Raw genomic sequence first — 23,801 nt, 5'->3', positions numbered from 1 at the left:
CCGTCCGCCTTCAGTCCGCTTTCGGAGGGTGTGATGACTGGGTTGCGGCTATCACGTCGTCCGAAGTGGCGACGCAGCCGAAGACACCGCCCTGCATGGTGACCATGTGCAGCGCGGCGGTGTGGTTGGACGGATCGGTGGCCCCGGTGCAGTCACTCAGGATCAGGCACTCGTAGCCACGGTCGTTGGCCTCGCGCATCGTCGTGTGCACGCACACGTCCGTGGTGATGCCGGTCAGGATGAGATGGGTGATGCCGTGCGTCCGCAGCACCAGGTCGAGGCTGGTGGCGTAGAAGGCGCCCTTGCCCGGCTTGTCGATCACGACCTCACCGGGCGCCGGTGCGACCTCGGGCACGATCTCCCAACCCGGCTCGCCCTTGATCAGGATCCGCCCGCAAGGCCCTTGACCGCCGATCTCGGCACCGATCCGTGCCGACCGCCACCGCTTGTTGGCCGGCAGGTCGGACAGGTCCGGATCGTGCCCCTCGCGAGTGTGGATGACGAGCATGCCCAGCTCACGGACATGGGACAGTATTTTCGCGGTGGCCGGCAGCCCGGCCCGGGTCAGCCCGATGTCGTAACCCATCGAGTCGACATAGCCGCCCGGTCCACAGAAGTCGGTCTGCCAGTCGATACAGAGCAGCGCGGTCCGGTCCACCGGAACCGAGCCGTCGTAGGGCCAGTGGTACGGGTCGGCCTGGACCGGCCCGATGCGTGCGGTCATGAATCAGGTCCCTTCAGGCGTGGCGACGCGCCCGAACCGCGCTGAACCGGCTGTTCCGAACCCCGTCCGGTCTCGTAGCGGCAGGCACTCGATCGACGCTCATGCGTGCGTCCACTCTGTCGATTGTCGACAATTCTGTTTCGCCGATGACCGCGCCATGTAACGTCACGATTTCCTACAGTGATCAACGGCCTTGCCGGGCCGCCCCACCTCGCGCTGTACCTTCAGCAGTCGCCCTGAATCGCGGCGCGCCATCATGCTCGAACGGCTCCGCCGCACGCCGATTCGCTTGCCGACCCCGGCCCCGGCCCGGGCTTCCGGACCCGGCTGCCCTGCCGCCGCCCCTGCTGTTCGCCTGTCAGCTCAGGTAGGTCCGAGCCCCGTGCCCGCTCAGCGCCTCGAGAATCGCGGCCGTGTCACCCCGCTCGACGGCGGTGAACAGCCGCTCGTGCCGGAGCACCCCGTCCAGTGCCCGCGCGGTCTCCGCCTCCCGGCGCATGTTCACCGCCATGTAGAGCTGGATCCGCACCAGGATCGACTCGTACAGTCCGGTGAGCTGCCGGTTTCCGCTGAGCGCGACCACCTCGACGTGGAACCGCCGGTGCGCGTTGGCCAGTTCGAGCCGGTCGTCGGCATCGGTCGCGATCCGGATCGAGTCCAGAGCGGATCGCAGCCGCCCCAGATCACGTCCCGGGGCGGTGGCCGTGATCGCGTGCCGTTCCAGCACGTCACGAACCTCGTACAGCTCCCGCACGTCGTCGTCGGAGAGCGTGGCGACCCGGGCGCCACGGCGGGGGATGTGCTCCACTAGGCCCTGCTCGGAGAGCTGCCGCAGGGCCTCACGCAGGGGAGCCCGGCTGATCCCGAGCCGCCGGGTGAGTTGCTCCTCGACAAGCCGCTCGCCCGGGTCGGTCCGTCCGCTCAGGATGTCCCGCCGCAGGCGCTCAACGGCCAATTCGACGAGGCTGTACGTCTCCAACTCCCCGTCGCTCACGCGGCAAGTGTGCCAGCCCGCGCCGATCTGACACGGGCTGGCCTCGCTGCGACTCGCTGTGGCCTTACGCGTCGGTCAGGATCTTGCCGGTCTCCAGCAGCGACTTGAGATCGCTGAGAACCCAGGCCCAGCCGCCGCCACCCTCAGCGCCGGCCTCCGCACTGCCGCGAACCATCGCGGCCGTGGCTGGGGCGCCTGGCGTGTCATGGGTGATGGTGACCCGTTGCACTCCGGCGCCAGCTTCCTCGATCTCGTAGGTGAGTGTGGTGAACGGCTCGGCCCCGGTGGTCGGGTCCATCAGCATCCGCCAGGTCTGCACCAGGCGCCGCGGCGGATCGGCCTCGATGACCTCGCCGTCCAGGATGATCTCGGGCATGTCGAACCCGTTCGCGGCCGCGTAGTCCTTCATCCCCTGGTTGGCCGTCGAGTAATACCGGCCGCCCTTTGTCAGGTCGTAGAACTGGGGAGCGGCGTACGCGTACTTCGCGTTCCACTCCGGGTCGGTGATGGCCGTCCAGATCTTTTCGGCCGGTGCCTTGATCCAGATGCGGAAGACCTGGGTGTCGCTCATGACTCTTCCTCCAGCGTTCGCTTCAGATCGATGAGTGTGGTCACGTGCTTCTCGGTGTACTTGTCGATCCACCGATCGTGGATCTGCCGGATCGGCACCGGGTTGAGATAGTGCAACTTCTCCCGGCCGGAGCGGCGCACGACGACGAGCCCGGCCTCCTCAAGCACCTTCAGATGCTTGGCGACACCGAACCGGGTCATCTCCAGCTCGCTCTCCAGCTCGGTCAGGGTGCGCCCGTCCCGGACGAAGAGCAGATCGAGCAGAAAGCGACGACTCGGATCAGCCAGCGCCTTGAAGACTCGATCGTCGTCCGTCATGACACCAAGTTAGGTGACCGTTTGGTCACCTGTCAAGGTGTGGACGCCACTGTCACCCGTACCGGCAAGCCTGGTGTTGATGGTGTTGTGGGGTTTTGATCAGTGGTTTTGTCGCCACTCAAGAAGAGCGGCTCAAGTGCTCCCGGTATGCCGGATTCCGTCAGCTGCTCCGAAGAAGTCCAAGACCGGGCGCGGCGCGAACACTTAGCGTGATACTGAGAAAGTCTGTTTCGGCCGGTTCCTACAGTGTGATCCAGTAACGGCTCTTGAGGCCGAGGGTGGTGTCACGCACGTCCTCCAGCGTCCCGCCATGCTTCTCGCTCACCCGTGCCGACACGGCGTTGTCCACGTCGCAGGTGATGAGCACAGCGCCGAGGGATCTGCGGCGGGCTGCACCCAGGACCTCGTCGAGCGCCCAGCTCGCTACGCCGCGGCCCCGTGCCGACGGCCGGACGCTGTAGCCGATATGACCGGCCCCCTGCAGGAGGAAGTCGTTGAGCACGTAGCGCAGCGAGATGGAACCCAGGATCCGGGCCTCCCCGTCCACGATCCACCAGTAGGCGGCGTGAACCAGACCCGGCTCCGGCGGCAGGCTTTCGTCGGCCGCACGCCGTAGCCGCGCCACCCACTCCGCGAAGCCGGCCGGCGAATCGACGTCGTCACCGGTGCGCAGCCCACTGCCGGGCTGGTGGACACCCCTGCCCCACTCCTCACGGGCCGTCAGCCACGCCGTACGCAACTCCGCCGTCGGGTCGATCAGTTCGAGCACAGCCAATGGTCACGTCTCCAGGACCTCCAGGTAACCCGGTCTCCAGTGCGGCAGGGCCGGCTGGCTCGCCGCCAGTAGGCCTCAGCGCCTGGTCTCGTACCTGGTCAGAAGCACGCCGCCAGAAAACGTCCGGGTCTCCACCGGAGCCAGGTTCACCCAGTTGTCCAGGGCCGTGAAGAACGGCGTGCCGTCACCGATCAGGACCGGATGGGTGACGAGCACGTACTCGTCGATCAGCCCGGCCCGCATGGCCGCTGCGGCGAGTGTGGCGCCGACGATGTCGATGGGGCCGCCGTCCTCGGCCTTGAGCCGGGTGATCTCGGTGACCGCGTCGCCGGTGACCAGGCGGGTGTTGCCGTCGACCGTGCTGATCGTCGAGGAGAACACCACCTTCGGCATGTCCCGCCAGCGGCGGGCGTACTCGATCTCCGCCGGCGTGGCACCCGGTCGCTGGTCGGCGGTCGGCCAGTGGGAGCTCATCGCCTCCCACAGTCTGCGCCCGTACAACGCCGTTCCCGTCGCCCCCACCCGGTCGGACCACCACTGGAACAGTTCGTCACTCGGCACACTCCAGCCGAGATCGCCGCCGGGCGCGGCGACGTAGCCGTCCAGGCTCAGGTTCATGCCGAAGGTCAGCTTTCGCATGGTGTCAGCCTCCTGCTGCGTCGGTACTCGTGTCGTACAGACCAGCACGGCGCGGAGGAATCATCGGTCAAGCCACACCGAGGGCCGGTTCACCACCACCAAGACCCCGTAGCGCCGGATTGTGCGGAGCCGACGTCGACTTCGTGGCCTGGACTGCGTACGTACTTCCGAAAGTGGGGCGTGGTTGGGAACTCGGCCCGCTGAGGTCGGCCACGGGTATCTGGGTCGTCACTCCTCCCGTGGTTGCCCGGTACTCAGGCGACTTCACTGGCAATGAGCTGGCAGTTGGGAAGAAACAGTCGATCATCTCGACCTGGATCGACAGCCTCGACCCGGCTGTGGCACCTCTGCATATATCAGCTCGTAGATCGTCGACGCCGCGGCATTCATCACGCATAGATCACCGTCCAGCAGGCTCTGGTCATCGAAGGGCACGCGGTCCTTCACTGAGCCGAGGTCGGGAGGTGTCAACCATGGAGATCACCCTGCGCGAGGGCGTCGCCTGAGACCCCACCATGTGAGGAACGCCGGGGTCGGCCGTTGTCGACCCCGGCGTCCTTGTTCAGCCCCGGTCCATACACGAGCGGGATGCTCGGCCGAGAAGCCGATATCGACGACCGCAGGCGCTGTGACGCGGCGGACCCCGGTGAACAGCGCATACCGAGACGCATGCGATCAAGCCTGCGATGACGGAGGCACAATGACCAGTCACGAATGGTGGCACAACGCCGACCTGCGCATGGCGACGGCGGTCGGCGACGGGTGGCGTCTCTTCAACGACCTGTATCTGCGTGCCCAGACGGACGCGGACCTACTGGCGCTGACCCGGCGCACCCGGCTTGCCCAGTCGCTCACGCACGCGGCACGCACTGAACACTTCGCACCCCACCTCGGCGGACGGCAGATCACCGCGGACAACGCGGAGGCCACCCTGGCCGCCTTGCCGGTGCTGGAGAAGGACGTGCTGCGGCATACGCCCGAAGCCATCACCACGGGCCTGGTCGACCCTTGGGACGTGTTGAAGGTGCGCACGTCGGGGACCACCGGCGAACCGGTGTGGATCATCCATGACGACACCAAGCTGACCGAGTCGACCGCTGCCAACCTCCGGATGCTCGACGCGTACGGCTTACAGCCCGGCCTCCGGGTCATCCGCGCGACCGCGGACCTGCGGCACGGACTGGTCGACTACGAGACGATGCCCTTCTTCGGACAGGCCACCGTTCTGCAGGTCAACATGTCGACTGCGACGCCCGGTGACGCGGCCTTCCTGACCCGGCTCTGTGCCGAGTTCAAGCCGGACGTGCTGTGGGGACAGCCGGTGGAGATCCTGCTGGCCGCGCTGCGGCAGAACGAGGGGACCATCGACTTCCCCAAGTTCAAGGCGGTACTCACGCACGGCGACAGCCTTGATGCGCGGGCCCGGGCCACCATCGCCGACGTGTTCGGTTGCCCGCACTATGACCTGTACGGGCTTCAGGAGTTCGGACGGGTCGGGTGGGAGTGCCCGCAGAGTCCGGGTACCTACCACATCGACGAGGAACGAGTGTCGATCGATGTGCAGGGCGACGGTCAGGTCCTGATCACCTCGCTGACGAACACCGCAATGTCGTTGTTGCGGTACCGGCCCGGTGACGGCGGCGAACTGCTGACCGAACCGTGTCCCTGCGGCCGCCCCCATGTGCGGCTCACCAAGATCGAAGGCCGCAAGCGGGCACTCGTCGCGGACGCTGACGGCCAGCTGGTGAACATCAAGCCGCTACGGTTGATCCTCGAGGTGCAGCCTCTGCACCGCTGGCAGGTCCGGCAGAACGAGGCCGGCTGCCTCGACGTGCTGATCGCCCCGGAGTCGCCGGCCGACGGTGACGAGCTGGCTCGGGATCTGTACGCCGCGTTGAAGAACACGATGCGGCTACGCGAGTTGACGGTACGCCCGGTCGAGCTCGCGGAGTTGACCACGGCCTCCGGTAAGGCGCCTCTGTTCCAGCTTCTGGCTACCCAGGAGGCGCTGAGTGCCGCGGTCGTGGACAACGCCACCTCCTGGTGAGACGGCCGCGGGCATGATCATCGCTATCGTCGGAGTCGGCACCATCGGGTCCCTGCACGCCACTCATCTGCGCGAGGCGGGCCACACGGTCCTCACGATGGACCCGTACCAGCCTTCGGACCTGACCGGCCTGCAGCAGATGCATCGGGAACGGGCGGCGGCTGTCGACGCCTGGATCGTCGCGTCGCCCACCGACACCCACCTGGACAATCTGCGTCAGATCCTGGACATCCGGCCCGCCGCCAGGGTGCTGCTGGAGAAGCCGTCGGTGTCCCTCGGTCAGCTCGACGACCTGACCGAGCTGCTCGGCGCCCATCCGGAGGCTTCGGTCGCGGTCAACAACGTCTATGGGTACGGCGAACCCGTGGCCGCGTTGGCTGAGGCCGTCCGGCGGCGATCCGGCGCCGGTGACCCGATCCGCCAGGTCACCGTGGAGTTCACCAAGAACCGCCGTGCGGACGTGGATGCCGGCCGTTTCGTCGACCTCCACTACGGCGAGGTGGGCTACGAGTGGTTTCACCTGCTGGCCGTACTGCGCCGGATCCTGCCCCGGCCGGAGTACCAGGCGTTCTTGGACTCTGCTCCGGAACAGGTCACTTCGGAAATTCGGGTCCGCGGCATCGGAGCGTCGTTTCCGGACATCAATCTGTACGCCTCGATGCATGGTGTCATCGGTTTCCCGAACCTGGCGATCCGTGATTTCGCGAGCCCGATGGCCCGCCATCACCTTCATGACGCCCTGATCCCGTACGGCTATGCCCTGCGCTACCGCGTCGCCCATGTCGAGTTCGCGTCCGGCGCCTGGGTACGGCTCGTATTCGAGCCCGGGTTCGGTGTCTCGAATGACTACAAGAACGTCCACACCGTCCGGGAGGGCGACCACATCGGCGCCCCCGGTCATGTCACCGAGGTTCGCGGCAACCAGCTCAAGGGCGCGGTGCTGACCCAACTGGAGCTGCTCGTCGCCGGGCCGTCGGGATTCCGGCCGGAGGTTTACCACGCGGAGCACGAGTACATGGCTTCGCTGACCCGGCACCTGCATCAGCAGGCGCAATCCATCCATTCATCCGCGGTGCCACGCGCTCTCGCCCGTGTTGCCCGATCGACCTGATCAGCAGGTGACGACATGACCACCGATCTTCCCGACGACTTCACCATTCTGCTGCGCCTCACCGCCGACGTTTGTGCCGAGTTCACCGCCGACCGCGTGGACGGGCTGACGGCCGCACGGCAGATCCTGCGGGAGCGGCTGCGCACCGATGCGGACGCTCGTACGGTCTTCACGCTTGCCTGCACCTTCGCGTCACCCTTCGGGGAGAGCTGGGTACACGGTGCCGGCGACGGGTCGCCGTACCTCTCCCTGGAACTGGCGGCCGCGACGCTCGACGAGGACCAGTACCGCGCGCTGCTGGCCACCGTGGTGTTGTCCGATTCGACCACCCTGCCGTACGACTACCGGGCGCTGGCCGCCGCCGCCTTGGGCCGGATGGGGCTGGGCGTGCACCGGGCAGCGTTGCAGGAGGCGGTCGACTCGGCCACGCCGTTGCCGATGCGGTCGATCGAGTCGAAGACGATGATCCGCAGCGACGGCATCGACCATCTCTTCGCGATTCCCGACATGGTCGAGGGACGGCTGGCGATTCTGCGGCAGGCCGCCGCCGCCAAGACCGCCGAGACCCGGGTGATCCTTGCTGCCCGGCTGCTCGGGCATCCCGGTCCTGCGGCCCCCGTCTCGCCGTACATGTCGAACGAGGCGGAGCGTCTCATCGCCGAGGACGCAGCCAACGAGCTGGTCCGTCCGGCCGACTACCTGGTCCCGTGGGATCAGGAACTCGCCGACGACGGCTCCGGAGGGCGCCTCACCCTGGCCGAGCTGTTGCGGGTGGCCCTGCTCTGCCCGGAATTCAAGCTGCCTGACGTACGGGTACGCCCGATCCTGATCGCCTTCTACCGTTCGGTCCTGCGCGTCTCCGGCCGGGCGATCGTCGGACTGGGCGCCGGCGTCTTCCACGTCGAGCACGGCACCGCGGCGCACGCGTCGTACTTCTATCTCGGGCGGGACGCCGTGCTCGGCAAGGGTTGTGTCATCGACTGCGTGGGTGGGGCGGTGCTTCAGCACAGCTCGTTCCTCGGTGGCGGTTTCGTCCCGCTGCTCATTCACACGCACAAGCACGTACGTCGCGCCGGCGAACTCGGCACCGCCGAACGCAAGACCGTGCTGCCGTGCGTCTTCGCGGCGGAGACGGGCGCCCGCCTTCCGATGTCCGCCGTCGGCCTGTATGAGGCGGCCGACCATCTCGACGCCGACCCGACGCCCTTCCCCGGTATCCGCAGTCTGGCTTTGGCGCCGTGACCAGCGCGTTCCCACCGCTGTCCCGATCATGCTGAGGAGCTTCCCCATGCAGACCCCGTCTCCCGCCACCGTCCCCGCGCCACCGGGTTTCACCGACGAGAGCTGGGCCGCCTTCGCTCGCGACGGCATCCTGGTGATCGAGGACGCACTGTCACCGGCGGTGGTGGCGGACTTGAACGACGCGGTGGTGCGACACGGCGAGGACAACCCGCTCCACATCGTCGCCGACGATGAACGGTTCACCGAACTCATCGATCACCCGGCCCACATCGGGTTCGTGTACGACGTCTACGGCGAGATGCTCAAGTTGCTGCGCAGTGAGTACTTCCGCCGAGAGCCAGGGACGATCGTCCGGAATTCCTGGCATTTCGACGGTCCCCGGCCGCTGCCGTTCAGCGTGTTCACCGGTGCGCTCCCATTGCGGATCAAGGCCGCCTACTGGCTCACGCCGCTGCCTACGGCGGGGATGGGCAACCTGGTGTTCATCCGGGGCAGCCACCGGTGGGACTTCCTGCCCGAGTACCAGACCCACGAGCCGCATCCGCAGGAGGAGCGTCTCATTGTCCGGCCCGGTGCGCTGACCTTGATGTGGAGCGGTCTCTGGCATCGTGTCGACGTCAACGACAGCGACACCACCCGGCAGAACATCTTCCTCGAGTACGGTCCGTCGTGGGTGGTCACCAGCGACCGCCAGCTCGCCGAACCGGCCTGGGCCGCAGAGCTGAGTCGGGAACGACGGATCCTGATGCGGGCCTACGAGGAAGCCAACGAATGCATCAAGCCGCCGGCCCGGGACGTGCCGCTGTATGCCCCCCGGGATGCCGGGTCGGCTGGTTCACACCCGCACTACCCGGACCACGTCCCCCTCCACCTGCGCAAGTTCAGTACGCCGGTGGAGCAGCGCAAATGGGTGTGACACCGCTACTCGAACTGGCCGCGGTGTCCTACACCTATCCCGGGCCCCAGGGCGGCAGCCGGGTGTTGAACGCCGTCTCGGGCGTGATCCACGAGGGTGAGACGCTCGGTGTCGTCGGGCCCAACGGCTCTGGCAAGAGCACGCTGCTGAAGATTCTCGCGACCCTGCTGCGGCCCACCTCCGGTCAAGTTCGGTACCGGGGACGGCCGATGGCTCGCGTGCCGCTGCACTATCGCGGCAGGGTCAACTATTCGGCGGGCGCGCCGTACGGGTTCTACCCCCGGCTCACCGCCGTGGAGAACCTGCGCTTCTTCGCCGGTATCAAGGGCGCCGCGTGTTCCCCCGCCGGGGCACGACGCCTGCTCGAGACCGTCGGGCTGGCGGACCGCGCGGACGCCGTATATGCGACGTTCTCCCTCGGCATGCGGCAGCGTCTGCACCTGGCCCGCCTACTGTTGGAGCCGTCCGAGATCTGGATCGTGGACGAGCCCACCAACGGCCTGGACACCGACGGCGTACGGCTGCTGGAGAAGATCCTGGGCGATCGCCCGGACAAGACCAAGGTGATCGTCAGTCACGACGATGACTTCCTCTCCCGCGTCGCCACCCGCAGGTTCGTCCTCACGGCGAGCGGACTGGTCACGGTATGAGGCTCGCCAGCCGCCCGTTGCGTTTCGCTGCCTTCCTGATTCGGGTCCAGTGGATCGATCGACGCGCCACGTCCTCGTTCCTGATCGGCATCACCTTGCAAACCGGCATCCTGACGCTCGCCTTGACCGACCAGGCGACCGATCCCTCGCACGCTCTCGAGCTGGCGTGCCGGGCCGCGCTGCTCACCGGGATCGGCATCGCGCTTCTGTCCGCGATGTCCAGCATCCACAACGAGTTCCGCTACGGAACGATGGAGAACGTCCTCCTGGGCCGGATGTCGCTGAGCAAGCTGCTGGCGGTCCGCGCGGCGGCCTGCGCCGTGGTGATGTCCCCGGCGATCGTGGTGCCGTTCGTAGGTGCGATGACGATCTTCCCGGCACTTGTCAGCGCGCGAACCGCCGTACTCATCGGAATGGTTTATGGGTTTTTGGCGGTCGTCGGTCATCAGACCACGCTGTTGCTGTCCCAGTTCGCCCGGCCGGCCGCAGCGGTTCCCTGGATCCGGCTGTTGTTGCTGATCGTCGGTATTTCGATCCTGCCCTTTCCGGGAGCGCAGCCCGCCGCGCTCGCGTTGCCGCCGGGGTGGATCCTGCGGTACGCGGACGAGGCAGGCAGCCCGGGAACGCCGGAATCACTCACGACGCTCGCCATGTTCGTGCTGATCTTGGTGGGTTGGAGCGTCGCCCTCGGTCTCACCCTTCGCCGCCGCGTCGGCACGAAGATCGAGCAGCGCCTCGTCGACGGTCGTGCCGAATGGTGACCGTGTGGCGTCTCACCCGGTTGCTTCTGGTTAACCGCTTGCGGCAGGAGGGCGCAGCCCGATGGGTGGAGCGGGTCGTGGTGCTGAACCTGTTGAACATTTTCGTCCTTGCCGCTGTCTTCGCGACGGCGGGCGGTCGTCGGCTCGCCCCGGACATACTGGTCACCCAGTACAGCTACTTCATCCCTCTGGCAGCGCTCACGGCCGGTGTCGGCGCGTGGGAGACCGAACTCTTCGCCGGATTGGCCGACGAATACCTGCTGCGCCCCGGCCGCGGGCTGGCGGCCCGGCTGTTGTTGGGGCTGGTGGAGTCGGCTGCCCCGGTTGTTCTCTTTCTGACGCTGCTGCTCACCTCGGCCGTCACCCGGGCCGACCGGCTGAGCCACCTGATGACAGCGGTACTGATGCTGATCGTCTTCCTGCTGCTGGGTACGGCGCTCGGGTATTGCTTTGGATTCCGGCACGAGAAGGCGGTGAACAACTTTCTCACCTCGGTCGCCTGGGTTCTCGGGCTCGGCCCCGGGCCTTTCTTCCAGGCCGGGGACAGCGCCATCCTGAAGATCTTCCCGGGTGGTCACAGTCTGCACGGCCAGTTCGGCCCCGAGTGGGGGAAACTCGCATTCCTGCTACTCGTTGGCCTGGGATTGATCGCTTGGGGCACTGCTCCGCGCCGGCATCGCTCCTTCACCCGCTGACGGGCATCAGCCGGTGTGGCCCAGGGCACACTCCTCAGTGTACTAATCTACCTCGATCGCTGGGCGCGGCAGAGGTGAGGCCACATTGGAGAGTATTCGGTTCTCGGTACTGGGACCGATGCGGATCTCCATTGACGGTGAACCACTGAAGGTGGGCAGCCCTCAGCAGCAGGCGATGATGGCGGTGCTGCTCCTGCGCCCGGGCGGGACAGCGACCGCGGGCGAGCTGGTCGACGCACTGTGGGGAGCGGACCTGCCGAACTCGGCGCTGGCCACGCTCCGCACCTATGCGTGGCGGTGGCGGCAGGTCCTGGAGAAGGATCGCTCCGCCCCAGGTGTTCTCCTCTCGCACGGCGACGGATACCGGCTGATACTGCCGGTCGGTTCGGTCGATGCGCTGGACGCTGAAGCGTTGACCGTCCGTGCCGAAAAGTTGCGGGCCGACGGTGACCTGACCGGCGCGCACGACCACTTCCGGCGGGCGCTGGCTATGTGGGAGGGCGAGCCGCTGGCCGGGTTGCCCGGACCGTTCGCGGGACGACAGCGGCAGCGGCTCACGGAACGGCGGCTCTCTCTTCTCGAGAGCCGGATCAGCCTCGATCTCCGACTCGGGCGGGCGGAGCTCTGCGTGCCCGAGCTGACTACCCTGACCGCCGAGCATCCGCTGCGGGAACGGCCCTACGGCCTGCTCATGCGGGCGTTCTACTTCACCGGACGGCAGGCCGAGGCGTTCGCGGTGTTCCGCAAGCTTCATGAGCTGACCGTCGATGAGTTGGGGGTGTCGCCGGGACCCGAGATCACCGAGCTGCACCGGAGCATGCTCGAGGGAACGCTGGATCTGCCGAGCCGTTCCCCGGAGCCGGTACCCGGCGTCGTACCCGACTGGATTCCACCCGTGACCGACGCGGAGCCGGCCCTCATTTCGTGCCCGGCGCAACTGCCGCCTGAAGCCGCCGATTTCACCGGACGGGAGTCGTCGGCCGCCGCGCTCGGTGCCGCGCTGACTTCGGAGACTCGGCAAACCCTCGGCATCGCGATGGTGGTCGGCATGGGCGGGATCGGCAAGACGACGCTCGCGCTGCACGTCGCCCACCGGATCCGTGAGGCGTTCCCGCACGGTCAGCTCTACGCCGACCTTCGTGGTGGCGACGTCATACCGGCCAACCCGGAGTCCGTTCTGGCCGGTTTCCTCACGGCGCTGGGCGTCGACGCTGCGTCAATGCCGGAGAACCTGGACGTACGCTCGGCTCTGTTCCGTTCCCTGGTGTCACAGCGCCAGATCCTGATCCTGCTCGACGACGCCCGCGATGTCGCCCAGATCAGCCCGCTGCTGCCCGGCGGGGCGGGCTGCGCGGTCGTCATCACCAGCCGCAGCCGGATGTACGGTCTACCCGCGACGGTTCAGGTGGATCTGGAGGTCTTCGACTCCCGCGAGGCGGTCGAGTTGCTCAGCCGGGTGATCGGTGCGCGGCGGGTGGCTGCGGAACCGCAGGCCGCCCCATCGATCGTCGCCTTATGCGGTCACCTGCCCTTGGCGGTGCGCATCGTTGCCGCACGCCTGGCCGCCCGTCCCGGCTGGAGTATCGCCACGCTCCGGGACCGCCTCGCTGATGAGAGACGCCGGATCGATGAACTCCGGGTGGGCGATCTCGCGATCGAGGCCGCCTTCGAGCTGAGTTACCAGCATCTCGCCGCTGACCAGGCCCGTGCCTTCGCGCTGATGTCGACCATCGATGCTCCCGAGGTCACCTTGACCGCTGCGGCGGCGTTCCTGGATCGCGACGTTCGCCGGACCGAGAAGACCCTGGAATCCCTGGTCGACGTCGCGCTGCTCGAGTCGCCGGCGCCCGGCCGCTACCGCTACCACGACCTGTTGCGGGTTTTCGGGCGGCAAACGTGTGAAGCCGAACATCGCGACGAGATGCCCGTGGCCTTCGACCGGATGCTGAGCTTTTTTCTGGCCACCGCGTGCACCGCACTCCAGCAAGCAGTGCCCGGTGACCCTGTCGGCCAGGCACTGGGCCCGGTGCCGTCGACCGGCCTCCACTTCGCCGATCTGACCGCGGCACGCGACTGGGCACGAACCCATTTCGAGACCATCGGCCTCGTCGTCCGCCAAGTGATCGGCACGCCCGTACTGGTGTCGGCCGCCACGATCCCGACCTCGATCGACCTGCTGATCGCGCTCAGCCCGTTCGGTTCGGATCCCCGCCAAGAGTTGCACGTGGGCGCCGCCCGCACTCTCGTTCGGATCACCGAACGCACCGGCGACCTCCGTTCCCGGGGGCGGGCACACTTCCTGCTGGGAAACCTCGCGCTGGCCGCCAAGAACCTGGCCGAGGCGGAGGTGGAGGCGAGCCATGCCGTGTCGGCGTGCCGCCACAGCGACGACCCGGCCATCCTGCGACAGGCGCTCAACGATCTCGGCCTGGTCGCCCAGTTGCTCGGCCAGTTCGACGAGGCAGCCGGCCACTTCGACGAGGCCGTCATCCTTGCCGAGCGGCTCGGTCACCGCTCCGGAAGGATCGCGACGGCGATGAACGCCGCGCTGTGCCGGGTTCGCAGCGGACGGGCCGCCGAGGCGGTCGCCATGTGTCACCAAGCAATCGAAGAGTCCCGATTGCTTGGTGATGGCCAGGTGTCCAGCTACGCCCATTACACTCTCGGCCTGGCGCAGTATTCACTACACCGATACGACGAGGCCGCCGCTTGTTTCCGGAGATGCCTGGACCTGTGTGTCTCGACCGGCCTGCGCGCGCGGGAGTCGCACGCCCGGTACCGGCTGGCCGACACACTACGCCTCCTCGGTGACCCGGAGGAGGCGAGCGTCGAAGCTGCCCGTTCCCTGGCCCTGTGCGACGAGATCGGCGACCAGCGTGATCAGGCAATCGCCCGGATGGCCCTGGGGCGGGCCCTCATCGACCTGAACCGGATCGACGAGGCGCGGGAGCATCTGCGGCAGGCGCACCGCCTACTCCTCGACATCGGGCTTCCCGAAGCCACGGAAGTCCGTGACCTGATCGCCGCGATCCCCCATACCGCTGACGGCTGACCGCCGCAGTGGCGTTACCCGTAGAGGGTCAACCGTCCGCTCGTCGCGATCAGGGGTTGTCGCACGGCAGGTAGGAGGAGGTCGTGCTGTTCCACTCGTTGACGCAATCGTCGCCCTCAGCCGTGACGAGGTAGGAAGCGCCGTCCGCCATACGCAGCCCGACCGCGAGCCCGGTGGGGCCGACCAGGGCGATCGCCAGGAAAACCATCGTTGCGGCGAGACGCCGTGGAGGTCGCGTGCTGTCTGTCGTGAGGTGCTTCACCGTGCTGTCCTTATCGCTCGCGGCCGCTCGGCCTGACGCGGACAGCTTGGCACCGGGTGATCAACGATCGATAAACGAAGGTTTCATCGGTCAAGCCACACCGAGGGCCGGTTCCCTCTCGGCCGACTCAGGTGAGACAAGTTGACCGGCTTGCGCCGATCCGGAGACTTGGTTGAGCAGGCCTTGAGCCCTCCTCGGCAGGATGGGTCCTGTCGAGGAGGGAGACAATCAGGGCAGAGTGAGCTCAGTCACCGCGGAGAGTTCACCGTCACCGGCCCGGTAGGCGACGATCTGGTGGGTACCGGTCGACCCGGCAGGAACCGCCCACTGCTCAGTGGCGGTGCCAGCGACCAGGCCGGTCCGGCCGATCAGATGGGACTCACCCGCGACAGCCTTCTCCACCATGAGGAAAGCCTGGACGGACACCGTGCCGGCCGGTGCGGCAGCCGAGAACGAACTGGTCGTCCAGCCGGTGAGGCCGTCGACGGTGGCGGTGTTGGCGCTGCCCAGGCGGGTCACCTTGCCCGCGGCATCGGTGAAAGCCAGCCCGGCCCGCACTCGGCGGCTGACGTCGACGGCCTGAAAACTCGCGACCGAGGTGTACGTGGTGCCGGGCGCGGCCGTCACCGGGCTGCTGTAGGTGCTGATCTGACCGTCGCGCAGAGCGGTGAGTCGCAGCGGGCTGCTGCCGGCGAACGGCCCGCCCGAGGCCGGCCGGGACACGCTGCTCGACGACCCGCTGACGGTCCAGCCGGTGGCGGCGTCGAGCATGTCGCCAGGTACCGCCGGGCTGCCGACCGGCAGATCGGCGATCGGAACGCCGTTGCGGTAGACCCGGTAGCCGGCCACCGGGTTACTGGTGGCGTAGGACTCCTGCCAGGTCAGCGCTGATCCGGCGACGCCTACTCCGGTGGGTGCCTCTGGGGCCAGCGCGGTGGTGCGCACCGGGGCAGCGATGACGCCACTACTGGTGTTGGTGACTCCACCGGGACCAGTCAGCGAGACGAAGGTGGGACGCGAAGCCGCATTACGGGCGCCGATGTGTACGCCGTACCAGGTGGTGGGTTCGGCCTGGTCGTCGACGATCGTATTGCCGTAGATCTCGTCACGGGAGCCTACCGACAGCCCGATGCCGCTGGTGTCGAAGTATCCCGCGCCGGTGCTGTACGCCGAGGACCCGCCGAACCCGGCATTACGGATGTGGTTGCCGGTGATGATGTCCGGGCTGTTCTTGGCCGCGGTGTTGCCGTAGACGAGGATTCCGGACTGCCGGGGACGTTCGATCAGGTTGTCCCGGATGACGTTGGCTCCGCCGAGCCGGACCAGGTGATCGCCGGCGGTTTCGCTGTTCTGGTCCCATGAACCAGGCGTGCCGTACGTCTTGTCATCGTCCAGATAGTCGTCGTAGGCGATGCCGATGCCGACGGTGAACGAGTCGCGGATGGTGTTCTCCGCGACCAGGATGTCGCGCGGCTGGGTGACGTCCTTGTTGGTGCCGGTGTGTGAGTAGTCGGAGTTCGACTTGAGCACGATGTGCGCGCCCTGCAACTGGTTGCCGGTGACAGTGGCCCCGTACACCGCTTCGAAGTAGAGGTTGCCGTACTCGGCGACGCCACGGGCCGCTGCCACCGCCGGGGTGGTGTGCACGATGTTGTCGCGCACGGTGGTGCCCTGGGCGTTGGTGAAATCGAACGCGTTGCCGTTGATCGTCGCGTCGAACTGGTTGCCCTCGATCACCGTGCCGGTGTTACGGCCCCCACCGCCGATGTTGTCCTCACCGTCGGACTCGGCACCGCCCCGGTTGTCGAAACGGTTGTCGACGATCCGCGCCCCGGTGGTGCCGTGGACCCACAGCTTGAAGTATTCGAAGTTGGTGAAACGCACCTGCCGGACGGTCCAGCGGTCCCCTACCGAGATGCCGCCGCCGGTGTTCGCATGCGCGCCGAGTGTGCCGCGGAAGTCACACGGCTGTCTCGGACGGCTCGGCATCGTGGCGTCGTCGAAACCGGTGGCGCTGGTACGGCAGTTCCCGTTGACCGTCAGATCGGACACCAGATTGGTGCTGCCCGGCTGCTTGTCACCGGTCGGCGCGATCAGGTAGCCATATGCGAAGTTGCGCCAGTTCACGGTGGGATCCATCAGGATCGTGGTGGCAGTGATCCCAGCGCCGCGAAGATCGACGTTCGGCGGCAGCTTCAAACCCCGGGTGATCCGGTAGGTACCGGCTGACAGCAGCACGGTGGCGGTGGTCGCCGGGCTGGTCACAGTGCCGTCCGCAGCGAAGACGGCCGGCACGGTCCGGCTGGCGGCGGTGGTGATCGCCTGGGTGAGATTCGCGTGATCGTCAGCGGACCCGCCGCGAGGTGCAGGTGCCACGACGCAGGTCGTGGTGGTCTCGCACGCGGCTGCGGACAGCGGCGCGGGGCTCAGGGCCGAGGACATCGTGTAGGCCGGGAAATCGTTCGTGGCCGGGGCGGCCGCCGCCGGTGGCGCGGCGACCAGCATGCCCGCGAACAGACAACCGGTGGCCGCCATCGCGTAGTGCGTGACGGCGGGAGGGGTCAGGCGCATCTGTACTCCGTGTAGCAGCAATCGACTATGTGGCTCGGAGTGACATTAGGTCCTCTCCTTCCTCGCCAATACTGACTCTTCGTGCACAAAATTTGGGGAAGATCGAGTTTTTACTACTTACAGTAATTTTGCTGGGTGACTTTGCGTTACATTCGCTGACCAGTTCCGGCACGGCGCCCAGTGGGGTACGTATCGCCGTGGACATCAGGACCACAGACCGCCGCACCGGCGCGTCATGCCGCGACTCACCCCGGTCAGGCCTTGGCCGGTCCGGTTCTGTTCAGCCGGGCACTGGCCTACGGGAAACACGGCGACGCTGGCGACCGTCGCCCAGGTGCTCGCGCTCGCGGCCCAGATGCCGCCCCGATATATGGCCCTGATCACCGTTGCGGCCTTCTCCGGCCTGCGGTGGGCGGACTGGCGGCGCTGCGATGTCGACGCGGAGGCCGCGACCGTGCGCGTACCCCGCAAGCTCGCCGCGTTGAGGAACGGTCTGGCGTTCGGCCCGCCGAAGTCGGCAGCGGGCATCCGGTTGTCGTTCGTCCGTCAGTCGCCTGCAAGGCCCTGGCCGGCCAATCGGGCGAGTTCATCGGTAAGGGGCAGGAGGAGTTGGTCTTCACCGGTGACACGAACGTGGCGCTGCGAACCGGCAACTTTCGCTGGGCGGTCAAGTGGGTCACGGCGCTCGCGGATGCCGGTATGCCGGCGGGCTTCAACTTCCACGATCTCCGGCACGCCGGGAACAACATCGCGCCGCGAGTGGAGCCAGCCCACGGGAGCTGATGTACCGGATGGGCCACGCGAGCATGAGGGCCGCCTTGATCTACCGGCACGCGACGAGTGACCGGGATCGCGAGATAGCCGACAGTACGAACAAGCAGATCGCCAAGGGCAAGAAGCTGCGCCGGGGCGGCCAATGGCACGCAAGATCCACTAGAGGGTGAAAAGCGAACGGCCCAGGTCTGAGGGAGTACCTCTGACCTGGGCCGTTGTAGCTGAGCGGGCGACGAGAATCGAACTCGCGTAGTCAGTTTGGAAGATCGCTAACCGCTGTCATGATCCGCCCGGATTGCCTGGTCAGGAGCGGTGCCCGGTTGCCCGATCATGACCGTCTGGGACCGCCAGTGGCACGGCCTAATGGCACGTAGTTGGCACGTCCACGCAGTCCTGAACCCGTTTTCCCGGTACCCCACCTGCAGTGACCACAGGAGTCGAGGGCAAGCCGTGAAGCGGTGCGGCAGCCAGACGGCCGGAGGGACCGCCGACGCCGTCGTGGCGTGCGATATCCGGAGCGGATCATCCAAACGGGGCATGGGTGATTGGCCTACACGCCGGAACAACACGCCGGATGGTGTCTTCTGTGGACACCGGAGCGCTGCCATAGTTCGCCGGTGGAACCCGCCTCCGTGACCGCAGCCGCCCTGAAAGCAGGGCTTGCGGCAGTTCAACATCTTCCGAAGCTGGCCCAGTCCGGACGCGTGCCAGTAGACCGCAGAGTCACGGCATACGAGCGCTTCGCTGCGGCTGTCTGGGCGGTGGTAGAGAGCGATGGCTCGGTACGCGCCATACAGCCGATCGCCGGAAGGAAGTTCGGTGGGGGCCTTGGCTACCACTCCATGTTTGTCCGAATCACTGAGCGAGCCCTGATGGCGCATGGTGACTTGCTGGGTGCCTATGGAGCCCTGAGGGTTCTGGCCCCGAATGTGGTCGTCAGCGCGGCCAGTGAAGTCGCTGATCGGCTTGGTAACCTCGCGACTACCCCAGTGGGAGCCCGCGAGCAACATGCGGAGAACCAAAGCGCCGTTGGATTCGCGATGGTCATCTTCGATCAGATTTGCCGCATTGACCTGGGAGTCGAGGAGCACCCGTGTATGCCGCGAGCAGGATGGAAGCCAACCTCGTGGTGGCGCCGAGGCAAGTGGTGGTGGCAGCGTTCCCGCCGGGGAGACTGGCCGGATCTACCGCCACCGGTGATCGAATCTGAGACGGCCAGAGCCGCGTTGGTCACCAGGTAGCGAGCCATGGATCTTATTTATGAGTCAGAGCTTCGGCCGGTTCGCCGGCCGATGCCGGGCGGAGCCCGCCAGCAGGCCGAGCGCAACCGGCCGGCGCCGCGCTTGCGCGGCGCCTTGATCTTAGAGAGATCAATTCGGCAGTATGGTCGCGTGTGCTCGTGTAATTATCACTATCGGATGTAAATGGCAGCCGATCGCCTTGATCGGCTTCACCACCGTCAGCTTGCCGGTTTCTATAATCTAGGGGTGAAATGGAAGCAGTAGACAGCAGTATCGTCGCGAGGCTGAAGATCGAGAGAGCCGTCTTAGAGGAAGTTGAAACTGTTCGAAACCTTCTTCCCCCGGAGCCGTGGTCCGATGCAATACGTGTAGGAAGTTCCGCCATTGCGGGCTGGGTCAAGAGCCGTCTTCTAAGCGGTCAACCGAACGCCACTCCATTGTCTGTAAATGCGCGGAAGTCTGGCTTTGGCATACGCCCAGTTCCGATTATCGGTATTGGCGAGCGCGTAGCCTACAGGGCGCTTACTAGACTAGTTTTGGAAGATCTGGAAATTTCAGAGCGGACCCCGGAAGAGTACAAGAATTTTATTAAGGCGCCTATTGCTTATGCATTTGAACATGTGAGCAGCGGACCCGTTCGTATAGGTGATGCGCAGATTCGATATGTTGCCGAGGCTGATATAACTGCGTTCTATCAATATGTAGACCATGAAGTCCTTCGGCAAGAGCTACACATGCAGACGGGGGATGTGCTGCATGTTGACCAGTTGATTAGCTTGCTCGGGGAGTTAAGTGGTCGATCTTTCGGTATTCCACAGTTGCTCGATGCCTCGGATTGGCTGTCGGAAGTATATATAAGGATTGTCGAGCGTGCCGTGACACGACGTGGAATCGCGGCTTGGCGTTTCAACGACGACTTTCGTATCGGGTGTGGAAGCTACCGAGATGCGCTGCGGAATCTAGAGATTCTCGGCGAGGCAGCTCGCGATGTTGGGTTGGTAGTAGGCGATCAGAAGACTTTTGTTTCAACATTTCCAACCTATCTTTTCGCTCATACCGATATGGACGTGGATACGGCAGCGGCGACTTTCGATCCCCAGGATGTAGAGGTGGCTGTTACGGGCTACTTCGATCAGGATGAAGCCGAATCTGTTGTTTGGGCAATGCAGATGTTGCAACGCATTGACCGAGAGGGTGATTCTATTGGAGGAATAACCTTAAGAAAGATCAGTTCCCAAGACTTGCGACATCTTCGACGTGCGCTTAACTCCTTAATCAGAAATGGTGACGCTGGTGGTCTACCTTGGGTAACCCGACTCTTTCGCTATGTGCCCTCCTTGACTCCGCACCTGGTGAGGTATTTAGTTCGCGCTTACGAGTCTAGAGAGGGGGAGGCGATCGAAGTTTGGTTTGAGTTAACAGAGCACTCTGTGAGCGATTGGCAATCGCTGTGGCTTACCTATGGCGCTCGGAAGATGGGCCTATTGGGCGCAATTGATCCGGCGCGGGAGTGGATTGAGGAGCTCACGCGTTCTAGCTCGCCCGCGCCATTACGTGCCGAGGCGTATCTTGCGCTGGCAGAAGCAGATGCTGTTTCCTTTGACGAATTGGAGGAAGAACTTCGTGCGGCACCAGATGCCCTAGCGCCATGGTTTGTACTGGGAATGAAGATGCTTGCCCAGGGATCTTCTCCGCCTCCCGAAAAGCAGCTAGAGGCCGTCCGTCAGTCGTCACCCCTTTATCGCGTATTGTTGCGGTGATTAGTTTGCCAAGTCCGTTGAATACTTTTCCTCGCTACGAAACTACGGAGGTCGCACTCAAGTTGCTAGCTTGGGCCCAGCCTGACCTATTGCAAGGTGGTGACGGTTTAGTGCGGTCGCCTCGTATTCTGCGCACAACAATGGGTCCAGTTGATCCTGATCGAATTAGAAGACAGGCTGCACTTCTTCGCATGGTGTCGATAGTCGAGGCTTATCTTGATATACTGAATAGAGATCTAATGGATGAGTATTTCCCTCGAAAGACCTCGACGGTGAATCGACTACTAGAGGATTTCGAACTGAATTCCACATCATCTTGGCAAAAGCGACACGAGTCGTATGTCAGGTATCACTCGGTAGATTTGTCCAAGCAGTTCGGATGGAAAGGGGTTGAAGCGGCAATTGAGGCGCGGAATTCGGTTGCGCATGGCCTTGGTCGTTTAACGGCAAAGCAGTTGCGAAAAAGAGGTATTAAGGCTCAGTTGGGTCTTGTTGATATTCAAGTCGCCAACAATGAGTTGTACATTGTGAAGACTTCACTTCCAAAGATTTTCTCTGTGTGTAGCTCTTTTGTGCGTGCTGTGGATTCGGCTGCCCCGTAGTGGAAAAATCTGGACAGTGAAGCGGCGAGTGAGGTGCCGTTCTAGCGGTGGTGAACACCGGTTTTCGTTAGAGAGTTCTGCCATTCTCGGCGTATACGGGAACCCCCTTCTGTTTTGCTTGAATCGAGGTGCTTACTCGCCGAATCAGTCGTGGGGGAAGGTATCTTCCTAGGTCTGTCGCAGAAACAAACTGACACTCGGCTATTTCGCCGTCCTTGAAATGAATTTGAGAAATCTCCTCCTTTGTTAGCATGCCGCCGTCGAAAACAAACAAGATTTTGTCACCCTCCCTGTCCGTGGGCGCCCAGTCGACCGCAAGAATATTAGTGCTCTCTTTGGTGAGGCCAATTTCTTCTTTGATTTCGCGGACAAGTGCAGCGTGCGGCGATTCCCCAGGCTCGACATAGCCGCCGGGAATATCCCATCCGGCTTTGTATGTAGGCTTTACAAGTAGCACACGGTTTTCATCGTCGAAGAAGAGGGCTCCGGCTGCAATACGCGGAGTGGCCATCGGAGGTGTGTTGGTAGTCGTCACACCGAGCAGAGTAGAGCGAGTGGATCAGTCGAGCACGTGGAGGCGGCGTGCCAAGCCGACCAAGTCTGAGGACGGCTTGCCCTTCTGCTGCCTTACCCATGTGAGGGCGAGCTGACGGCCGAGGAAGTGGTGCCGGACCTGTTCGGGGGCCATCAGTTCTGCGTCGAGCAGGACGGATAGGGCCTCGTCCTGGCGGTTCCAGGAGCTGTACGCGCGGGATACCTCCAGCGCGTGGCGCACTCGGCGTTCCATCGGTAGGGCAGAGGTGTCGACTCGGGGGCCGAGGTCGATCGCGACCTGGACGTTGCCGAGTTCGCCGGCCGTTGCCACTCGGTGGATGGCGACGTTTGTTGGGCCGAATGCGGTCCACAGGTGGTTGGCATCGGTGCCGAGCCTGGCGGCTGTCTCGTCGGCTGTGTTGAGGAAGGTTCGGACGGTTCCGGGGTCGTTCGACCTGGCCGCTGCCATCGATCCGGCGAGAAGCAGCGTGCCGTAGACCGACAGGAGTTCCGGACCGGCGTCGGTGAGGTGCTGGTCCAGGTAGTCGGCGGCGTCGGTCGTCAGGCGTACCGCGTCCTGATAGCGCCCGGTCGACAGGAGTGCGTGACTGACCGACCGGAACAGGGAACCCGTGATCGCTGGATTGCCAACGGGACGGACGGCGGCGAGACCTCGATCGGCAGCGATCCACGCGAGGTCGGTCTCGCCAAGCTTGGTGAGCTGGGTAGCCGCCAACTGGTAGGTGAGACCGAGCAGGTTCCGGGCTTGTTCCTGCTCGCGGCCGTCCAGGTGGTCGACAGCAGCCTGAGCTTGGCGGAGGAGATCCGGGAGCTTGCCGGTGACGGCTCCGAAGCGGGAAGCCTGATACAGATCCCAGAGTCGAGCGGTCTGCTTCCGGAGATCGTCCAGATCCGGAGGCTCGGCGTCCTGGCCGCTGGTGCCGAGAGCGGTGATCGCCCGGTACTCCATGAGCGCCGTTCGTAAAGCCGGCACGGTCTCCATCCCGCTGTCGGCAGTCCACTCGACCAGGGATGGCTCAGCGAGCAGATCGCCGAGCGCGACATCGAGCACGTCGGCGAGAGACTTGATGACGGAGAGCCGGTCCAGCTCGATCCGGTTGTTCTCGATCTTCCCGAGCCAGTCCGCGGTCCGTCCTACGAGACCCGCGAGGACTTCTTGAGACAGGCCGCGTCGGCGGCGGTACCAGGCGACTCGCTCGCCGATCGTCAGTTTCATGGTCATGCCGCGCATCCGCTGACCCTCCCCGCTTGAAGATCGGCGACCCCGGAACGATTTTCCGGGTTGCTGGGCGATTTTGGCTACAGCCTGTCTCCATGACCGTTACCACCGTTTCCGCTCCGGCTGTCGCCTGCCGCTCGTGCGCCGGTGTGGGCTGGAAGTACACGACCCATCGGACCGCACTGCGGATGGTGGCTCAGTCGTGCCGGGACGAGCGGGTGACGGCTCGCCGCTCTTGCATGGACTGCGGCGGGCGCGGCACGAGAGTGGCGACGGCCTCATAAGCCGGCACCGGGGCGGGTGCCGGACTTGATGCCCGCTCG

Annotated in this window: 21 protein-coding genes; 9 read left to right on the top strand and 12 right to left on the bottom strand. The window is 65.2% G+C overall.

All coding sequences use genetic code 11. The features are described from left to right. Nucleotides 1–10 precede the first annotated feature (10 nt). The 6 genes from biuH to BLU81_RS27480 form a co-directional block, all read right to left on the bottom strand. Entirely contained in the window at nucleotides 11–724 is a 714-nt protein-coding gene (gene biuH, locus BLU81_RS27505) for a biuret amidohydrolase (RefSeq protein WP_092547462.1), read from the bottom strand. Nucleotides 725–1,082: 358 nt separating this feature from the next. After that, entirely contained in the window at nucleotides 1,083–1,718 is a 636-nt protein-coding gene (locus BLU81_RS27500) for a GntR family transcriptional regulator (protein WP_092547461.1), read from the bottom strand. Between the two features lie 64 nt (nucleotides 1,719–1,782). Then, entirely contained in the window at nucleotides 1,783–2,289 is a 507-nt protein-coding gene (locus BLU81_RS27495) for an SRPBCC domain-containing protein (RefSeq protein WP_092547460.1), read from the bottom strand. Then, nucleotides 2,286–2,606 carry an ArsR/SmtB family transcription factor gene (locus BLU81_RS27490; RefSeq protein WP_092547459.1) on the bottom strand — a complete coding sequence of 107 codons (321 nt, stop codon included), beginning with the start codon at nucleotides 2,604–2,606 and terminating at the stop codon, nucleotides 2,286–2,288. Before BLU81_RS27490 ends, BLU81_RS27495 begins: the two co-directional genes overlap by 4 nt. Before the next feature lie 241 nt (nucleotides 2,607–2,847). Beyond that, complete coding sequence (locus tag BLU81_RS27485) at nucleotides 2,848–3,375, bottom strand: GNAT family N-acetyltransferase (RefSeq protein WP_092547458.1); 528 nt, start codon at nucleotides 3,373–3,375, stop codon at nucleotides 2,848–2,850. Nucleotides 3,376–3,456: 81 nt separating this feature from the next. Then, entirely contained in the window at nucleotides 3,457–4,020 is a 564-nt protein-coding gene (locus BLU81_RS27480; protein ID WP_092557711.1) for a dihydrofolate reductase family protein, read from the bottom strand. Between the two features lie 700 nt (nucleotides 4,021–4,720). Here BLU81_RS27480 and BLU81_RS27475 point away from each other — a divergent pair. The 8 genes from BLU81_RS27475 to BLU81_RS27445 all read left to right on the top strand — a co-directional run bounded on the left by BLU81_RS27475 (nucleotide 4,721) and on the right by BLU81_RS27445 (nucleotide 14,494). After that, entirely contained in the window at nucleotides 4,721–6,067 is a 1,347-nt protein-coding gene (locus BLU81_RS27475; protein WP_092547457.1) for a phenylacetate--CoA ligase family protein, read from the top strand. A gap of 13 nt (nucleotides 6,068–6,080) precedes the next feature. Beyond that, nucleotides 6,081–7,178 carry a Gfo/Idh/MocA family oxidoreductase gene (locus BLU81_RS27470; protein WP_092547456.1) on the top strand — a complete coding sequence of 366 codons (1,098 nt, stop codon included), beginning with the start codon at nucleotides 6,081–6,083 and terminating at the stop codon, nucleotides 7,176–7,178. Between the two features lie 15 nt (nucleotides 7,179–7,193). Further along, on the top strand, nucleotides 7,194–8,420 hold the full coding sequence (locus BLU81_RS27465; RefSeq protein WP_092547454.1) for a hypothetical protein: 1,227 nt from the start codon (nucleotides 7,194–7,196) through the stop codon (nucleotides 8,418–8,420). Nucleotides 8,421–8,466: 46 nt separating this feature from the next. Then, nucleotides 8,467–9,336: a phytanoyl-CoA dioxygenase family protein gene (locus BLU81_RS48640; RefSeq protein ID WP_157751812.1), complete on the top strand. Its 870-nt coding sequence runs from the start codon at nucleotides 8,467–8,469 to the stop codon at nucleotides 9,334–9,336. Next, nucleotides 9,327–9,986, top strand: coding sequence for an ABC transporter ATP-binding protein (locus BLU81_RS27460; protein ID WP_157751811.1), 660 nt, complete (start codon nucleotides 9,327–9,329; stop codon nucleotides 9,984–9,986). Before BLU81_RS48640 ends, BLU81_RS27460 begins: the two co-directional genes overlap by 10 nt. Next, nucleotides 9,983–10,747, top strand: coding sequence for a hypothetical protein (locus BLU81_RS27455; RefSeq protein WP_092547450.1), 765 nt, complete (start codon nucleotides 9,983–9,985; stop codon nucleotides 10,745–10,747). Before BLU81_RS27460 ends, BLU81_RS27455 begins: the two co-directional genes overlap by 4 nt. Further along, the gene (locus BLU81_RS27450) at nucleotides 10,741–11,442 is read left to right on the top strand and encodes a hypothetical protein (protein WP_092547448.1); all 702 of its coding nucleotides are present in this window, start codon (nucleotides 10,741–10,743) and stop codon (nucleotides 11,440–11,442) included. The genes BLU81_RS27455 and BLU81_RS27450 overlap by 7 nt, the downstream gene beginning before the upstream one ends. Before the next feature lie 118 nt (nucleotides 11,443–11,560). After that, nucleotides 11,561–14,494: an AfsR/SARP family transcriptional regulator gene (locus tag BLU81_RS27445; RefSeq protein ID WP_092547446.1), complete on the top strand. Its 2,934-nt coding sequence runs from the start codon at nucleotides 11,561–11,563 to the stop codon at nucleotides 14,492–14,494. Between the two features lie 49 nt (nucleotides 14,495–14,543). On the opposite strand, the gene BLU81_RS48635 is transcribed toward BLU81_RS27445, so the two are convergent. The 4 genes from BLU81_RS48635 to BLU81_RS48630 form a co-directional block, all read right to left on the bottom strand. Then, nucleotides 14,544–14,756: a hypothetical protein gene (locus BLU81_RS48635; protein WP_157751810.1), complete on the bottom strand. Its 213-nt coding sequence runs from the start codon at nucleotides 14,754–14,756 to the stop codon at nucleotides 14,544–14,546. 228 nt (nucleotides 14,757–14,984) lie between these two features. Beyond that, nucleotides 14,985–17,327 carry a right-handed parallel beta-helix repeat-containing protein gene (locus tag BLU81_RS27440; protein WP_092547445.1) on the bottom strand — a complete coding sequence of 781 codons (2,343 nt, stop codon included), beginning with the start codon at nucleotides 17,325–17,327 and terminating at the stop codon, nucleotides 14,985–14,987. A 204-nt stretch (nucleotides 17,328–17,531) separates the two neighbouring features. Further along, nucleotides 17,532–17,855 carry a hypothetical protein gene (locus BLU81_RS27435; RefSeq protein ID WP_092547443.1) on the bottom strand — a complete coding sequence of 108 codons (324 nt, stop codon included), beginning with the start codon at nucleotides 17,853–17,855 and terminating at the stop codon, nucleotides 17,532–17,534. A gap of 18 nt (nucleotides 17,856–17,873) precedes the next feature. Further along, a complete protein-coding gene (locus tag BLU81_RS48630; RefSeq protein ID WP_157751809.1) occupies nucleotides 17,874–18,062 on the bottom strand; it encodes a hypothetical protein in 189 nt (62 codons plus the stop codon). 1,531 nt (nucleotides 18,063–19,593) lie between these two features. Between BLU81_RS48630 and BLU81_RS48625 the strand changes: the two genes are divergently transcribed. Continuing rightward, nucleotides 19,594–21,102 carry an RNA-directed DNA polymerase gene (locus BLU81_RS48625; RefSeq protein WP_157751808.1) on the top strand — a complete coding sequence of 503 codons (1,509 nt, stop codon included), beginning with the start codon at nucleotides 19,594–19,596 and terminating at the stop codon, nucleotides 21,100–21,102. 669 nt (nucleotides 21,103–21,771) lie between these two features. Here the strand turns inward: BLU81_RS48625 and BLU81_RS27430 are convergent. Both BLU81_RS27430 and BLU81_RS27425 read right to left on the bottom strand, forming a co-directional pair. Beyond that, on the bottom strand, nucleotides 21,772–22,239 hold the full coding sequence (locus BLU81_RS27430; protein WP_231953539.1) for an NUDIX domain-containing protein: 468 nt from the start codon (nucleotides 22,237–22,239) through the stop codon (nucleotides 21,772–21,774). 24 nt (nucleotides 22,240–22,263) lie between these two features. Then, complete coding sequence (locus BLU81_RS27425; protein WP_092557709.1) at nucleotides 22,264–23,481, bottom strand: helix-turn-helix domain-containing protein; 1,218 nt, start codon at nucleotides 23,479–23,481, stop codon at nucleotides 22,264–22,266. Nucleotides 23,482–23,801: the final 320 nt, after the last annotated feature.

The organism is Actinoplanes derwentensis, from assembly GCF_900104725.1.
Lineage (GTDB): Bacteria > Actinomycetota > Actinomycetes > Mycobacteriales > Micromonosporaceae > Actinoplanes > Actinoplanes derwentensis.
Note: the sequence above shows the minus strand (reverse complement) of the source record. Positions and strands in the feature narration are given on the sequence as shown.

Bases quoted from the DNA above. Each gene is read 5' to 3' on its own strand.
- biuH (WP_092547462.1), bottom strand. From the start codon at position 724: ATGACCGCACGCATCGGGCCGGTCCAGGCCGACCCGTACCACTGGCCC.
- BLU81_RS27495 (WP_092547460.1), bottom strand. From the start codon at position 2,289: ATGAGCGACACCCAGGTCTTCCGCATCTGGATCAAGGCACCGGCCGAA.
- BLU81_RS27490 (WP_092547459.1), bottom strand. From the start codon at position 2,606: ATGACGGACGACGATCGAGTCTTCAAGGCGCTGGCTGATCCGAGTCGT.
- BLU81_RS27480 (WP_092557711.1), bottom strand. From the start codon at position 4,020: ATGCGAAAGCTGACCTTCGGCATGAACCTGAGCCTGGACGGCTACGTC.
- BLU81_RS27475 (WP_092547457.1), top strand. From the start codon at position 4,721: ATGACCAGTCACGAATGGTGGCACAACGCCGACCTGCGCATGGCGACG.
- BLU81_RS27470 (WP_092547456.1), top strand. From the start codon at position 6,081: ATGATCATCGCTATCGTCGGAGTCGGCACCATCGGGTCCCTGCACGCC.
- BLU81_RS27465 (WP_092547454.1), top strand. From the start codon at position 7,194: ATGACCACCGATCTTCCCGACGACTTCACCATTCTGCTGCGCCTCACC.
- BLU81_RS48640 (WP_157751812.1), top strand. From the start codon at position 8,467: ATGCAGACCCCGTCTCCCGCCACCGTCCCCGCGCCACCGGGTTTCACC.
- BLU81_RS27460 (WP_157751811.1), top strand. From the start codon at position 9,327: ATGGGTGTGACACCGCTACTCGAACTGGCCGCGGTGTCCTACACCTAT.
- BLU81_RS27455 (WP_092547450.1), top strand. From the start codon at position 9,983: ATGAGGCTCGCCAGCCGCCCGTTGCGTTTCGCTGCCTTCCTGATTCGG.
- BLU81_RS27450 (WP_092547448.1), top strand. From the start codon at position 10,741: ATGGTGACCGTGTGGCGTCTCACCCGGTTGCTTCTGGTTAACCGCTTG.
- BLU81_RS27445 (WP_092547446.1), top strand. From the start codon at position 11,561: ATGCGGATCTCCATTGACGGTGAACCACTGAAGGTGGGCAGCCCTCAG.
- BLU81_RS27440 (WP_092547445.1), bottom strand. From the start codon at position 17,327: ATGCGCCTGACCCCTCCCGCCGTCACGCACTACGCGATGGCGGCCACC.
- BLU81_RS27435 (WP_092547443.1), bottom strand. From the start codon at position 17,855: ATGCCCGCTGCCGACTTCGGCGGGCCGAACGCCAGACCGTTCCTCAAC.
- BLU81_RS48625 (WP_157751808.1), top strand. From the start codon at position 19,594: ATGGAAGCAGTAGACAGCAGTATCGTCGCGAGGCTGAAGATCGAGAGA.
- BLU81_RS27425 (WP_092557709.1), bottom strand. From the start codon at position 23,481: ATGACCATGAAACTGACGATCGGCGAGCGAGTCGCCTGGTACCGCCGC.